This is a genomic window from Polycyclovorans algicola TG408, assembly GCF_000711245.1.
In the GTDB taxonomy this organism is placed as follows: Bacteria; Pseudomonadota; Gammaproteobacteria; order Nevskiales; family Nevskiaceae; genus Polycyclovorans; species Polycyclovorans algicola.
Genome location: NZ_JOMH01000001.1, coordinates 1041379 through 1054340, shown reverse-complemented (window position 1 = coordinate 1054340; position 12962 = coordinate 1041379). Strand labels below are relative to the sequence as shown.

General features: G+C 62.0%; 14 protein-coding genes. 9 read left to right on the top strand and 5 right to left on the bottom strand.

The annotated features are described in order from the left end of the window. Positions 1–15: 15 nt before the first annotated feature. A complete protein-coding gene (locus tag U741_RS18255) occupies positions 16–1434 on the top strand; it encodes a YfaP family protein (protein WP_152551499.1) in 1419 nt (472 codons plus the stop codon). Here the strand turns inward: U741_RS18255 and U741_RS0105110 are convergent. The 3 genes from U741_RS0105110 to U741_RS0105100 all read right to left on the bottom strand — a co-directional run bounded on the left by U741_RS0105110 (position 1418) and on the right by U741_RS0105100 (position 3638). Next, a complete protein-coding gene (locus U741_RS0105110) occupies positions 1418–1783 on the bottom strand; it encodes a hypothetical protein (protein WP_029889411.1) in 366 nt (121 codons plus the stop codon). The genes U741_RS18255 and U741_RS0105110 overlap by 17 nt on opposite strands. Before the next feature lie 69 nt (positions 1784–1852). Continuing rightward, entirely contained in the window at positions 1853–2218 is a 366-nt protein-coding gene (locus U741_RS0105105; protein WP_029889410.1) for a TonB-dependent receptor plug domain-containing protein, read from the bottom strand. Positions 2219–2324: 106 nt separating this feature from the next. After that, positions 2325–3638, bottom strand: a complete 1314-nt coding sequence (locus U741_RS0105100) for a sigma-54 interaction domain-containing protein (RefSeq protein WP_029889409.1) — start codon at positions 3636–3638, stop codon at positions 2325–2327. A 220-nt stretch (positions 3639–3858) separates the two neighbouring features. Here U741_RS0105100 and U741_RS0105095 point away from each other — a divergent pair, with 220 nt between their 5' ends. The 6 genes from U741_RS0105095 to U741_RS0105070 all read left to right on the top strand — a co-directional run bounded on the left by U741_RS0105095 (position 3859) and on the right by U741_RS0105070 (position 8661). Beyond that, positions 3859–5112: an NAD(P)/FAD-dependent oxidoreductase gene (locus tag U741_RS0105095; RefSeq protein WP_029889408.1), complete on the top strand. Its 1254-nt coding sequence runs from the start codon at positions 3859–3861 to the stop codon at positions 5110–5112. A gap of 78 nt (positions 5113–5190) precedes the next feature. Further along, positions 5191–5817, top strand: coding sequence for a peroxiredoxin (locus U741_RS0105090; protein WP_029889407.1), 627 nt, complete (start codon positions 5191–5193; stop codon positions 5815–5817). Between the two features lie 174 nt (positions 5818–5991). Beyond that, on the top strand, positions 5992–6198 hold the full coding sequence (locus U741_RS0105085) for a rhodanese-like domain-containing protein (protein WP_152551498.1): 207 nt from the start codon (positions 5992–5994) through the stop codon (positions 6196–6198). Next, entirely contained in the window at positions 6192–7010 is an 819-nt protein-coding gene (locus U741_RS0105080; protein ID WP_043110198.1) for a TlpA disulfide reductase family protein, read from the top strand. The genes U741_RS0105085 and U741_RS0105080 overlap by 7 nt, the downstream gene beginning before the upstream one ends. A 190-nt stretch (positions 7011–7200) precedes the next feature. Next, on the top strand, positions 7201–8292 hold the full coding sequence (locus U741_RS0105075; protein WP_029889404.1) for an IS630 family transposase: 1092 nt from the start codon (positions 7201–7203) through the stop codon (positions 8290–8292). Positions 8293–8301: 9 nt separating this feature from the next. Beyond that, positions 8302–8661, top strand: a complete 360-nt coding sequence (locus U741_RS0105070; RefSeq protein ID WP_029889403.1) for a hypothetical protein — start codon at positions 8302–8304, stop codon at positions 8659–8661. 6 nt (positions 8662–8667) lie between these two features. Here U741_RS0105070 and U741_RS0105065 read toward each other — a convergent pair whose 3' ends face one another. Then, positions 8668–9285 (bottom strand): class I SAM-dependent methyltransferase, encoded by a 618-nt coding sequence (locus U741_RS0105065; RefSeq protein WP_029889402.1) that lies wholly within the window; start codon positions 9283–9285, stop codon positions 8668–8670. A 46-nt stretch (positions 9286–9331) separates the two neighbouring features. Continuing rightward, complete coding sequence (locus U741_RS0105060; protein WP_043110197.1) at positions 9332–10282, bottom strand: MBL fold metallo-hydrolase; 951 nt, start codon at positions 10280–10282, stop codon at positions 9332–9334. 246 nt (positions 10283–10528) lie between these two features. Between U741_RS0105060 and U741_RS0105055 the strand changes: the two genes are divergently transcribed. Both U741_RS0105055 and U741_RS19645 read left to right on the top strand, forming a co-directional pair. Next, a complete protein-coding gene (locus tag U741_RS0105055; protein ID WP_029889400.1) occupies positions 10529–11176 on the top strand; it encodes a hypothetical protein in 648 nt (215 codons plus the stop codon). 30 nt (positions 11177–11206) lie between these two features. Then, a complete protein-coding gene (locus U741_RS19645) occupies positions 11207–12928 on the top strand; it encodes an OmpA family protein (protein ID WP_235200068.1) in 1722 nt (573 codons plus the stop codon). Positions 12929–12962: the final 34 nt, after the last annotated feature.

The following is a 12962-nucleotide window of genomic DNA, read 5'->3' as shown; positions in this document are numbered from 1 at the left end:
TGCAGGGAGATTGCGATGCCAAGGTTCACCTTCAAACATTTTGCTGTGGCTGTGGCCGTTTCGGTACTCGCAGCGTGTGGTGGTGGCGGGAGCAGTGGTGGTGGTGGTGGTGCCACGATCAGCCCAACGGACCCTGATGCCGTCATGGGGGCTTTGTTGGTCAAGGTGGGCAACGCCGATGGCGAACTACTCCCTGACACAGATATCCCGCCGGCCAGCAACGTTTCGGAACAGCCCGAAGTGGCCGTTCAACGCGCGCTGACCACCACGACCAACGGCGCCACCGCGCAGGTCCCGCTGAACATTACGGCAAACTCACCGATTGCCAACCTCTTCTTCAAGGTGGCGGGTTCCGCCGACGTCTTCAGGGTCAACTTCGAGAGTGAAGGCACTGCAGCGGCACTGGCGCAGCAGCGGGCCGCCTTCGAAACGCAAAATTATTCGAAAGCACTGAGCGAGGGCATGGCCAACCTCGAGATCTCGATTCCGCCCAACATTGACGCGGGCAGCTTTGCGGTCGAGGTGTCGGCGCAAGACGTCGATGGCCGGGTCTCACTGCGCGAGATCGGCACCATCCAGGTCACACGGGTTGGCACCGGCGCTTTGCAGTTTTCGCTGAGCTGGGATGCGGCTGTCGACCTCGATCTTGAGGTGACGGACCCGGAAGGCGCCCGTGTCTTCTTCGACGCTCCCACCTCGGCATCCGGGGGGCGGTTGGACCAGGACAACACGGAGGGTGGTCCGGGCTCTATTGAGAACATTTTCTGGGAAGGCTCGGCCCCGACTGGGACCTATGCGGTGGATGTGAACCACTTTGAAGGGGCGGAGTCAGCCAATTTTGTCGTCACCGTATCCAGCAACGGCACAGTGATTGACACCATCTCCCGGGCCAACTTCCAGCCCAATGAGGGTCTCCTTCGGGTCTACAACCTGACTTTCAATGGGAATGCGGGGAACTCATCGGGTGTCGCCTTCCCAGAGTCATCGCCAAATCCGACGACATCGCCAATTCCGGCGCCCTCACCGTCGGCCAATGATCCCGCGCAGGTACAGGCGCGCTTACAGGGCGATTGGATTTCAGTTTGCGAAAGCTTCGGCAGTTCATCTTTCCGGGACCGGGTCTCTTTCGAAGGCGACCTAGCGAGCTTCTCGTTCGAGGATTTTGAGAATGGCGATTGCTCAGGGAACCCCGTGTTTGTGGAGAACTCCGTCGATCAAATTGTGATTGGCGCTTCAGGAATCACCGCCTCGGGCCAGACCGCTAACGCAATCGACTTCACAACCGTTCAATCCAATTTCCCGGAAGACATCGGTGATACATGCTTCACCATCGTTTTTGTTGATGCGACGCAGATGCTTTTCGGCGCCGAAGAGTGCGGACTACCGCGCACCAATATGCTCGATTTCGACTTCACGTTCAGCCGAGTGAATTGACGCCATATAGATACGACGCTTCCGCTCTGGCGTGGTGAGCAGTTTCTCCACATCCGCGTCGGCCAAGGCAGGCCCCCATAAGGGGCCTGCTTTTTGTTGGCTTGGCTAAAAAACGAATCTGCGCCGTCACCCCAAACATTCGCGGCTCGACGAAGTTGGCCACCCGAAGATTGCCAAAGCCGGGGCTGAAGTCGATGAAGTTGATTGCGGTGTCTTGGTCCAGCACTTTGCGCATCCACAGCGACAGTTCACCCGTGACCGTGGCCCCCGGAGGGGCATCCATCAACGCCAGCCTCGGGTTCAGCAGCCCGTGACCTTCCACTTCACCGTTGCCTGCGGTCTGGGCCATGGGGTTGCTGCCATCAAGCTGGTCGGGATGGGTGAAGAAGACGTCGAGAGCACGTTATAATTGCCAGCCTCAAGACTGGCACATCCAGGCAGTTGACCGCTGGGCGCACGGATCACCAGATTGATCGCGCCCGCCAGCGTATTGCGGACATTTATGTGTGTCCTGCGAGCCGCGCAGCACTTCAACGCGCTCAAGATCAACGACGTCAAAAATCGAGCCCAGGGATTTGCCGATGTAAACGCCATCGACATACGCGCCGACGGCCGGGTCCCAATAGATGGCGGGGTTGCTCTGGGTGATGCCGCGAATCGAAAGCTGCGAAATGGTCGAGTTGGAAATGGTCTTGTTGATCTGCAAGCCCGGTGTCAGTGCATTGGAATCACCAATGTTGCTGATATGCCGAGCCTCCAGCTGGTCCTGCGAAAAGCCGGTCACAGCCAGTCACTGTGCGCTGGCACATCGGTTTTAGGCCGAAGGCCAGGGCACGTCCTCCCCCGATCAGATGAGCCGCACCCGGTCTGTTGAGCGTGCGGCGGGCCGCTCAGCGATCCACGCCCAAAGACTTGAGACGCCGATACAGCGTGCGTTCGCTCATGCCCAACGCTGCGGCCAACTCGGCGCGGGTGCCGGAAAAATCGGAGACCGCGCTGAGCAGTTCATCGGCCTTCAGGTAGCGCCCACGCCGAGGTGCGGCCGCAATGGGCTGCGGCTCGGACGGGCGCAGTACCTCCGGCGGCAGGTGGGGCAAGCCAATCTGGCACTCGCCCGCCAGCAGCATCGCGCGCTCAAGGATGTTGCGAAGCTCGCGCACATTGCCGGGGAAGCGGTACTGGCAAAGCTTGGCCATGGCCTTGGCATCAATTGACGGGCGACGCCCCTCGGCGACACGGGGCAACAGGCTGTCCACCAAGAGTGGGATGTCATCGGCACGATGCCGCAGTGCCGGCAGATGAATGGGATAGGCACTGATGCGGTAGTACAAGTCCTGCCTGAAGCTGCGCTCGGCCACCATATCCAGCAGGGGCTTGTGGGTTGCGGCGACCAGGCGGAAGTCGGCGCGCTGCGTGTCGACCGCGCCCACCCGGCGAAACGTGGCGGACTCGATCAGGCGCAGCAGCTTGACCTGCATGTTGAGCGGCACATCGCCGATCTCGTCCAGAAACAGGGTGCCGCCGTGCGCCGCTTCAACCAGGCCGATCTTGCGCTGTGTCGCGCCGGTGAATGCTCCGCGCTCGTGGCCAAACAGTTCACTTTCGAACAACGACTCGCTCAGCCCGGTGCAGTCCACCACCACCAACGGCCCCCGCGCACGCGGGCTGGCCTTGTGCAGCGCGTGGGCGAACAGTTCCTTGCCGGTGCCGGATTCGCCCTGCAGCAGCACCGGAATCTGTGAAGAAGCGGCCTTCATCAGCGCCGACAACACGTCATTGAAGGCGTCCGAACGGCCCACCAGACCATGGTCACGCGGTTGCGCCGATGCTGCCGTGACCCGCGTCAGACGCTCGACGTACGCCATCACTGTGCCGTCAGCGCCGATGATGGGCCTGAGCTCGACATCAACGTGCTCCGGGCCGCGCGGGGTGTGATGGATGTGCAGCACCCGGTCCGGCGCGCGTGTTTCGCGCGCCTGCTTCATCGGGCAATGCTCACCCGAAAGATCACAGGGGCGATCGTAATGGTGCGAAACGCGGTAGCACTTTTGCCCGACGTAGGTCTCGGTCCCGACCCCAAATTGCCGCTGATAGGCGCCGTTGGCGGCGAGGATGTTGTAGTCAGGATCGAGCACGATCATCGGATCGTGCTCGTGCTCCAGGTACGAGATCAGCGACTGGACCGATGAGGTTGGCAGGGTCATGGATTCCTTTTGCGTTTGGGCTGATTAAGTGCTGCCAATACTCTGCCATATTGCGCCATTACTGCCATATTTGAGAGTCAACGTTGCGTGCCCTGCCTTGTCTCCATATTTTTTCTAATGAATATAGTTAGTTATATATTTCATCGTGATGGCACGCATCTTGTCAGTACAACCGAACATTCAGCACAGATGACGCGCCAATCGGCGCAGGAGAATGCCCATGACCTCAGAAACAAACCTTCGCCACACCGTTGTGGTGGTTGGCGGTGGCGCCGGCGGCGCAACCGTGGCCGCGCTGCTGCTCAAACAACAGCCCCAGCTTGATGTGGCGGTCATTGAGCCCGCGCATACCCATTGGTACCAACCCGCCTGGACCTTGGTGGGCGCCGGGGCGTATGACGTCAAGGCCACCGGCCGGCCGATGAAAGACTGTCTGCCCGCCCGCGCCACGCACATCAAGGCGCGCGTGACCGGCTTTGACCCAGCGCGACAGCAGGTCCAACTGGATGACGGGCGCCGGGTGACTTACGAGCAACTGGTGGTCGCCACCGGTCTGCAACTGGACTGGAACAAGATCGACGGCCTTGAGGCCACGCTCGGCCAGAACGGCGTCACCAGCAACTACTGCCACGACCTGGCGCCCTACACCTGGGAATGCATCCGCACGTTCACGGGCGGCAACGCGCTGTTCACGCAACCTGCCATGCCGATCAAATGTGCCGGGGCACCGCAGAAGATTCTCTATATGGCGGCAGACCGCTTCCGCAGCCGCAATGTTGCCGCCACGCTCAGCTTTTTCACTCCCGGGCCGAGCATGTTCGGCGTGCCGTTCTACGCCAAGGCGCTGGACAAGATCGTCGCCGAATACGGCATCACCCCGGCATTTGGACACAATCTTGTAGCCGTCGACGGCCCTGCCCGGCGTGCGGTGTTCGAGGTGAAGCAGGGCGAACAGGTCAGCCGGGTGCAACGTGACTTTGACCTGCTGCACGTGGTGCCGCCGCAGTCTGCCCCCGAGGTGATCAAACACAGCCCGCTGGCCGATGCCAGCGGCTGGGTGGCCGTCGACAAACACACGCTGCAACACACCACCTACAAGACCGTTTTCGGCTTGGGCGACTGCACCACCACACCCAACAGCAAAACCGCTGCGGCGGTGCGCTCGCAAGCCCCGGTCGTGGTTCGCAACCTGCTGCAGTCGCGGGCTGACAAACCGCTGGATGCGCGCTATGACGGATACGCGTCGTGCCCGCTCACCACCTCGGTGGGCAAGATCATGTTGGCCGAGTTTGCCTACGACGGCGTGGTCACCCCCAGCTTTCCCTTCGATCCGCGCGTGCCGCGCCGGGCCTACTGGTGGCTGAAGCGCTCATATCTGCCGCCGCTGTACTGGGGAATGCTGCGCGGCAATCTTGGGCTGGATTGGCACAAGCCCAGAACCTTCTCGGAAACGATTCCCACGCTGACCGCCTGACGGCGACACCGATTCACCGTTGTACCCCCGCCACTTCGTTACCTCGTTACCCCTTCACCCACCACAGAGACTTTCATCATGACGCTGCGCTTGAGTGACACCGCTCCCAACTTCCAGATTGCCACCACCACTGGCAACATCGACTTCCACCAGTGGGCGGGCGATTCCTGGGTATTTTTCTTCAGCCACCCCGCCGACTTCACGCCGGTCTGCACCACCGAGATGGGCCGCACCGCCCAGCTTGCGAGTGAATTCACCGCGCGCAACGTCAAGCCTTTGGGCTTGTCGACCGACTCGGTGGGCGAGCACCTGAAGTGGATCGAAGACGTGAACGCCACGCAGAACACCACGCTGCGCTTTCCCATCGTGGCCGACGAAGACCGCAAGATCGCTGAGCTGTACGACATGATTCATCCGGGTCAGAGCGAGACCGCCGCCGTGCGCTCGGTGTTCATCATTGATCCACAGATGAAGATCCGGCTGACCATGACCTACCCGATGAGTGTGGGCCGTAATTTCACCGAGATCCTGCGCGTGATTGATGCGCTGCAGCTCGGCGACAAGCATCGTGTGGCCACACCTGCCGACTGGACACCCGGCGCCAAGGTCATCATCCCGCCCAGCATCGGCAACGATCAGGCCAAGGACCTGTTCCCCCAGGGTTGGGACGAGATTCGCCCCTACCTGCGCATGACGCAGGTCTGAGCCGCCGCGTGACCCCGATATCCTCGCGACGGCCCGGCACCCGGACCGTCGCGAGGTTCATCTGCCCAGCCAGCGTGCGCTCCTGAATAACGTACGCACAAGCATCGGAACCACAAGGCCGGCATAACATACTGCCCCCCGTATCCAAAAGCGCACTTCAAGACGCCCCCACTCATGGCCTATACCCAAAAATTTCAGCAACTCGCCGACGCCGCCCGCAGCCGCGTCGAGGAAGTCTCCCCCGAACAGGTCGACGCACTGATCGCCGGCGGCGCTGTCGCGCTTGATATTCGCGACAAGGAAGAGCACGACGCCGACCACATTGCCGGTTCGCTACACGTGAGTCGCGGCAAGCTGGACTTGCGCTTGATGTCGTGCTGAGCATCGGCCCGGTGCCAATGACGCTGGTGGTGATCGCACTGGCGCTTGCGTTCGCCGCCGGTACGTCGTACATGCTCACGCGGCGAACGACGGGCGATGCGCCGTTGCCGCTCATGTCGCACATCTGGGACATGCTGCTGGTCGGTGCGTTGATCGCACGTTTGGCCTTCATTGTGAAATGGTGGCCGCAATACGCGGCCGACCCTTGGGCGATGGTGCGCATCCACGACGGTGGCTTCATGGCGGCGCCCGGCATCCTCGCTGGCCTCGCCTTTGGCTTCTGGCGCACGCGCAATGCAGTACAGGTCCGCAAGCCGCTGGCCATGACGGCCCTTGCCGGGGTGGCGGCGTGGGTAGCGCTTTCGGTTGGCCTGGCGCAGTTTCAGCGGCAGACTCTATCGATTCCACAAACTGAACTCTTCACGCTTGAGGGCAGCCGCACGCGGCTTTCGGACCACGTCGGAACACCCATGGTTGTGAATCTATGGGCGTCATGGTGTCCGCCGTGCAGACGGGAGATGCCGGTGCTGGCGGCGGCCCAGGCTCAGCGCGATGACGTGCTGTTTGCGTTTATCAATCAGGGCGAATCAGCGGCGGTGATCACCGAGTATCTGCAGCGCGACCGTCTCGCCCTTGAAAACGTGCTGCTCGACCTGCAAGGCGAGGTTGGTCAGGCCTTACAGTCGCAAGGCTTGCCGGCCACCCTGTTCTTCAACGCAGAAGGCCGCCTGGTCGAAACCCATTTTGGCCCGCTGTCCGGCGCCAGCCTGGCCGCGAAGATGACGGGGCTCTCGCCTGGCGCCTTGAAATGAGCCCTGCCTTGCGCCACACACCATCAATCAACACGAGCAATCCCGAGCCCCAGCAATGCGAGTGATTCAGCAAAGCCCGCTTCTCTTGGCCATTGGCAGCTTCGACCTGCTAGTGTCCTTTAACAAAAGTTCATAGAACGATTATGAGTGACCGTTGTCCATCTTCCCTGACTTGAGGGAGGATGCGGAGATGACGGGACGCAAACCCATTGGGCTGGAGCTGACACCCACCGAGCAATCGGAGTTGGAGCAGTGGGCTCGTCGTCGCAAGACGCCGTCGGCGGACAAGCAGCGTGCGCAGATCATTCTGGGGTGCAGCCTTGGATTGTCGGGCCGCGAAGTGGGACAGCGCTGCGGGGTGACGACGCAAACCGTGTCGAAGTGGCGGCGGCGTTTTGAGCAGTACCGGATCGCGGGATTGAGCGATGCGCCGCGCACGGGTCGACCGCGCACGATTAACGACGACAAAGTGTCGGAAGTCATTGAGAAGACTTTGCATAGCCGTCCAGCCAAGGCGACGCACTGGTCGACGACTTTGATGGCCGAAGAGACTGCCCTCAATGCCATGGCAGTCAGCCGCATCTGGCGCGCCTTTGGGCTCAAGCCGCACCGGCTGGAAACCTTCAAGTTGTCGACCGATCCGCACTTTGTTGACAAAGTGCACGACATCGTCGGTCTGTATCTGAATCCGCCAGATCGTGCCTTGGTGTTGTGCGTTGATGAAAAAAGCCAGATTCAAGCCCTGAACCGTACCCAACCTGGCTTGCCGTTGCGTTTCGGGTCTGCCGAAACCACGACCCACGACTATGTGCGACACGGCACGACGACCTTGTTCGCAGCGCTGGATATCGCCACCGGCGAAGTCATTGGTCGCTTGCACCGGCGGCATCGCAGTGCGGAGTTCCTGGCGTTCCTGCGCGCACTGGATCGTGAGGTGCCCAAGCACCTCGATATTCATCTCATTCTCGACAATTACGGCACGCACAAAACCGAAGCGGTCCGCGCTTGGTTTGCCGCCAGACCGCGCTATCACCTGCACTTCACCCCGACCTCAGCTTCCTGGCTCAATCTGGTAGAACGCTTTTTCTCGCTGTTGTCACAGCGGTGGATCAAACGTAGCGCCCACACCAGTACCAACGACCTTGAGCGATCCATCCGCCACTACCTCAAAACCTACAACCAGGACCCCAAACCCTTCGTATGGCGCAAATCCGCCGATGAAATCATCTCGGCTATCGCCCGCCTCTCTGATCGAATCAATAATAAAGTGAACTTTTGTTAAAGGACACTAGTGACCGCGCTGTTCGCCGTGCCCGGCCTGTCGGACGCGTTCATCGCTGCCATTGATCTGGTCGGCACCAGCACGGGCCTCGCGCCGCCCCTTGAGCCGTTCTCGGCCTTGAGCATGTTCATGGTGAACCTGGCCGGCGTGCTCGGCGTGTGCTGGAACGTGATGATTCTGCGCAGCGGCGCTTACGAGATGATCCGCATCAATGTGGTGGCACGCTGGGCGGTTGCGGCGTTGATCATTTACTACGTGGCCGCGCGCGGCGTCACGCCAGTGATTCTGCTTTTCGCCGTCAGCGAAATCTTTGGCAGTCTGGTCGAGATACGGCAGAAGCCACTGGCCCGGCCCGCAGCCACAGCCTGACCCAGCTCAGGCGGCGACCGCCACCCCGCGGGTCACCCAGACCATCGGCTTTGGGCCGCTGAGATAGCTGGACTCAATCTCGGTTGGTACAAAGCCGCCGTCACGCAGCATTTCGGGCACATCGCGATTGAGGTGGCAGCCGCCCGCAATGGGCTTCCACCATGGCGTGAGCCGATCCTGCCAGCGCTGGACGCTGACATCAGGGGCACGGCCGTGTTCACAGAACAGCAGCTCACCGTCCGGCTTGAGAACGCGTCGCATCTCGCGCAGCGCACGCAGCGGGTCGGGAATGGTGCACAACGTGAAAGTGCACACCACGGTGTCGTAGCTGGCATCCGGTGCCGGAATCTCTTCTGCGGAGAGGGTGATCAGCTCCACCTCCAACCCCGCCTTGAGCGCACGCTTGCGCGCAGTGGGGCTCATCTGGTCCGCCGGGTCGAGGCCCTGCAAAGAGTCGAGCCGGGTCGGGTCGTAGAACGGCAGATTGTGCCCGGTGCCTATGCCGATCTCCAGCACCCGGCCTTTGGCTCTGGGCACCAGCGCGGCGCGCTGGCCCTGAATCTCCTTCATACCGCAGCAGCAGTCGATCAGCAGCGGCATCACGTATCGGTCGTAAAGATTCATGGGATTCCAGTGGTTGGTTCAGGTGGCGGGTGCGCGGCTGCATACCTTACCGGGTATCCGCATTTTGTCGTAGCGGTATGCAGTCGAGATCGTTGGCAAAAGTCAGCACGCCGTCATAAAAGCGTGTCGCCTGTGCGCGCGTTTCGGCCTCGCGGCCAAGCGTGCGGCGCATGCGATGTGACAGCAACACCGCGCCAGCCCCTGCACGATGGGCGATCTGGCCGATCACTGACGGCGGCATGTGTAGCGCGCGGGCCGCACCGCTGGCCGACTCGGGCACCGCGTTGTGTGCGACCAGCAAATCGACATCGGCCGCCAGCCGCTCCAGGACACCATCGTCGCCATGCGTATCGCCGCTGAAGGCGACGCTGCGACCGCCTACGTCGATACGCCAACCCAGCGCCGGCACGATGCCGTGGCCGAGGCGGGCGGCCGAAACCTTCACGCCCTCTGCCTCGTGCACCAGGGCGACCTGCCCCTTGGGCGGGTGAATGTTGACGGGTCGCAGTGCGTAGCCGGCCGCGTCGGCCTGGCCATCTTCCGGCAAATAATTTCCAAGGTATGCGAATGCGCCTTCTGGCCCGAACAGACGTTCGAGAAAATCGGTGGTGGACGGGAAGTCGCCCTGCCCCACTGGCCCGAGCACCGGCAGCGGCTGACTGCGCGATTGAAAGTAGGAGGACTTGACCAAGGCCGACAGGTCGCCGCTGTGATCAACATGCAGATGGGTGAGCAGTATCAGGTCAAGCGCTGCAACCGTAGCGCCCGCAGCGCCAAAGTTCGCAGCGCTGCCACCCCCGATGTCCACCAACACGCGGGGGCGACCGTCGTGCCACACAAGGTAACTACTGGCAGCACGACCCGCCGCCAGCTCCGGCCCGCCAGAGCCGAGAACCTGCACCGCTACGCCATCAGCACCGCACGCCGGGCTGGCGGCAGTCGCCGCCCAGGATGAGATCAACATCAATCCAAGCAAGCCAACTGAAGATCGCGTCATAACACAAGCTCTCCGAGGATTTCGCATTGATTAAGCGGACTGATCGAGTCAACAGCCCCGTCTTGTGGGGGTATTTCACACCCGCTCCGACCATTCGACACGGACGCCGTTCATCGGCTGATCAATGCCGCTCACCCTCAATCGGTGCATTCCTTACGACGCACCAAGAAATCGCCTGATTCCTGGATGAACGCGGCAGTGACAACCTCGTCACCTGCACATCGACAGTTGACCGAGCGTTCAAAAATGCGTGACTCAATACACTACGGGGTACGGCTGGCCCTTCTCATTGTTGCCGTTCTTGCCGTTGGCTGCGACGACGGCTCCAGTGGCGCCGTGAATGCTGACGACACGGACCTGGAGGGCCTCGCCTGCAACCGTTTCGCGCCTGTGGGCTCGACCGTCGAGATCGTGACCGAGGGGCTGCTGTGCACCCTGCTTCCGGGTGTCGTTTGCAGTGTCAACAATCCCGAGCGGGCGGTCGACGGCAATCTCACCAGCGCGGCGAACGTGGTGTACCGGGTTGGATTGCTTGATGAAGCACTCAATGGCTCGGCGGGCGTCCGGGTCACGCTGCCCGATGTCGTTGCTCCGGGGCAGCTTGCCGCCTTTGAAGTCGCACTCGGCGTCGGTGTCCTGGATGCAAGCCTGGGACGCCTACTGACCATCACCACATTCCGCAATGGCACGGTCGCGGAAATGCGCGGCTCAGGTAGCTTCCTAGACCTCAATCTTCTGGGCATCGACCTTGCGGGCGACGGACGTCGAAAACTCGTGGGCTTTGTCGCCACGGAGGCCTACGACCAGATCCAGCTCAGTTTCAGCGCCGAACTTCTCACGCTCGAACTCTCGACCGGCGCCCAGGTGTTTGAACTGTGCCTTGGCGGCGCCTGACGCAAACTCACCCCATCGGGATCACAAAAAATGTCGAACTCTTTCCTGTCACGGCCGGTCACCCTGGCGCTGTCTGGCCTACTTCTGGCTGCGCTGTTATCGACCGCATTCCAAGCAACCGCGCAAAGCGCCACGCCGCCGGGTTGGTATAACGCTGAGCCCGGATGGTATGTGGGCGCAGGCGGCTTCCATCACGGCCTGGATGATGCGCGGAGTGTCAGCCAAACCCCCGGTACGCTGGGCACGCCCGCGTCCAACAATTGCCTGCTCGCCGATCTACTGGGCCTGGGGACGCTGCTGGACGCCATCGGGGGAATCGGCAACGAGGGCTGCTTACTGGGCCTTTTGGGCCCTGGCAATGATCAGATCGACCCAACGTTGCCGCAATCCATCCCCACGCTCATTGAATACGACGGCGGCATCGGCTTAACCGCGTCGGCCGGCTACCTTTTTGATGGCGGTCTTCGCCCTGAGCTGGCGCTGAGCTATGCACGCGCCGACTGGGACCGCATCACGCTGGGCACCGGTGCGACACCGTTGACCACACGGTCCAACAACAGCACCACCGCGTTTGGCCTTTTTGCAAACCTTTGGTACGACTTCGAGCTCAGCGCCCGATTTGCGCCCTATCTCGGCGGTGGCCTTGGCTATCAGCAACTGGAGGTCAGTGGCGACATCAACAGCAGCGACAACGGCTTGGCGTACCAGTTGGGCGCTGGGGTCTCCATCCCGATCGACCGGCAGATGCGCGTCGGGCTGGACTACCGCTATCAGGTGCAGGACGACCCCAGTTTCAGCACCTCTGATGGCGGCCGTCTCGAAAGCGAATACAAAGCCCATCAGATTGGCGTCTCGGCGCGGTACTACTTTGGCGGCGGCGACATTCGCGACGCCGATGGAGATGGCGTTCCTGATCGCCTTGACCGCTGCCCCAACACCCCGGCCGACGTACAGGTGGACCGCTTCGGTTGCCCGCTGGACAGCGACGGCGACGGCATCCCCGATCATCAAGACCAATGCCCCAACACACCCCCCGGCGTACCCGTGGATACCGCCGGGTGCCCGCTGGATAGCGACAGCGACGGCGTGCCTGACCACCTCGATCAATGCCCGAACACCCCGCCGGGGACGCAAGTCGATGCCCGAGGCTGCCCGCTGGACCTTCGCGATTCCGACGGCGACGGCGTACCCGATCTGTTCGACACCTGCCCCGACACACCGCCCGGTGTGGCCACAGGCGAAGACGGTTGCCCGCTGGATTCCGATGGCGACGGCATTCCCGACTATCTCGACGAATGCCCGAATACGCCACCGGGTCTGGCCGTGCTGCCCGACGGATGCGCACTGGTCGGTGACTGCCGACGCCCCAAACCGGGTGAGGCCGTCGACGAGAATGGCTGCGCGGTGAACAAGGCCTTCATTCTCCACGGCGTGAAGTTTGAATTTGACTCGGCGATCCTGACGCCGGAAGCCAAGCGGATCCTCGATCGCGTGGCCGAAACGCTGAAGGCCTACCCGAACGTCAATCGGGTGGAACTCGGCGGCCACACCGACCATGTCGGAACAGCCGCTTACAACCTGGGGCTTTCAGAGCGTCGCGCGATCGCCGTCAAGGACTACCTGGGCGACCGTGGGATTGCCAAACGCCGCCTCACGCCGGTCGGGTATGGCCTGAGCCGACCCATTGCCGATAACGCAACCGAGGCGGGCCGCGAGGAGAACCGACGGGTCGAGCTGATGGTCCGTGAGTAGCGTGTGCGCGACGTAGCGGGATGCCGCCAGCTTG

Bases quoted from the DNA above. Each gene is read 5' to 3' on its own strand.
- U741_RS0105055 (WP_029889400.1), top strand. From the start codon at position 10,529: ATGCGTGACTCAATACACTACGGGGTACGGCTGGCCCTTCTCATTGTT.
- U741_RS19645 (WP_235200068.1), top strand. From the start codon at position 11,207: ATGTCGAACTCTTTCCTGTCACGGCCGGTCACCCTGGCGCTGTCTGGC.
- U741_RS0105075 (WP_029889404.1), top strand. From the start codon at position 7,201: ATGACGGGACGCAAACCCATTGGGCTGGAGCTGACACCCACCGAGCAA.
- U741_RS0105060 (WP_043110197.1), bottom strand. From the start codon at position 10,282: ATGACGCGATCTTCAGTTGGCTTGCTTGGATTGATGTTGATCTCATCC.
- U741_RS0105090 (WP_029889407.1), top strand. From the start codon at position 5,191: ATGACGCTGCGCTTGAGTGACACCGCTCCCAACTTCCAGATTGCCACC.
- U741_RS0105065 (WP_029889402.1), bottom strand. From the start codon at position 9,285: ATGAATCTTTACGACCGATACGTGATGCCGCTGCTGATCGACTGCTGC.
- U741_RS0105110 (WP_029889411.1), bottom strand. From the start codon at position 1,783: ATGGCCCAGACCGCAGGCAACGGTGAAGTGGAAGGTCACGGGCTGCTG.
- U741_RS0105095 (WP_029889408.1), top strand. From the start codon at position 3,859: ATGACCTCAGAAACAAACCTTCGCCACACCGTTGTGGTGGTTGGCGGT.
- U741_RS18255 (WP_152551499.1), top strand. From the start codon at position 16: ATGCCAAGGTTCACCTTCAAACATTTTGCTGTGGCTGTGGCCGTTTCG.
- U741_RS0105085 (WP_152551498.1), top strand. From the start codon at position 5,992: ATGGCCTATACCCAAAAATTTCAGCAACTCGCCGACGCCGCCCGCAGC.
- U741_RS0105100 (WP_029889409.1), bottom strand. From the start codon at position 3,638: ATGACCCTGCCAACCTCATCGGTCCAGTCGCTGATCTCGTACCTGGAG.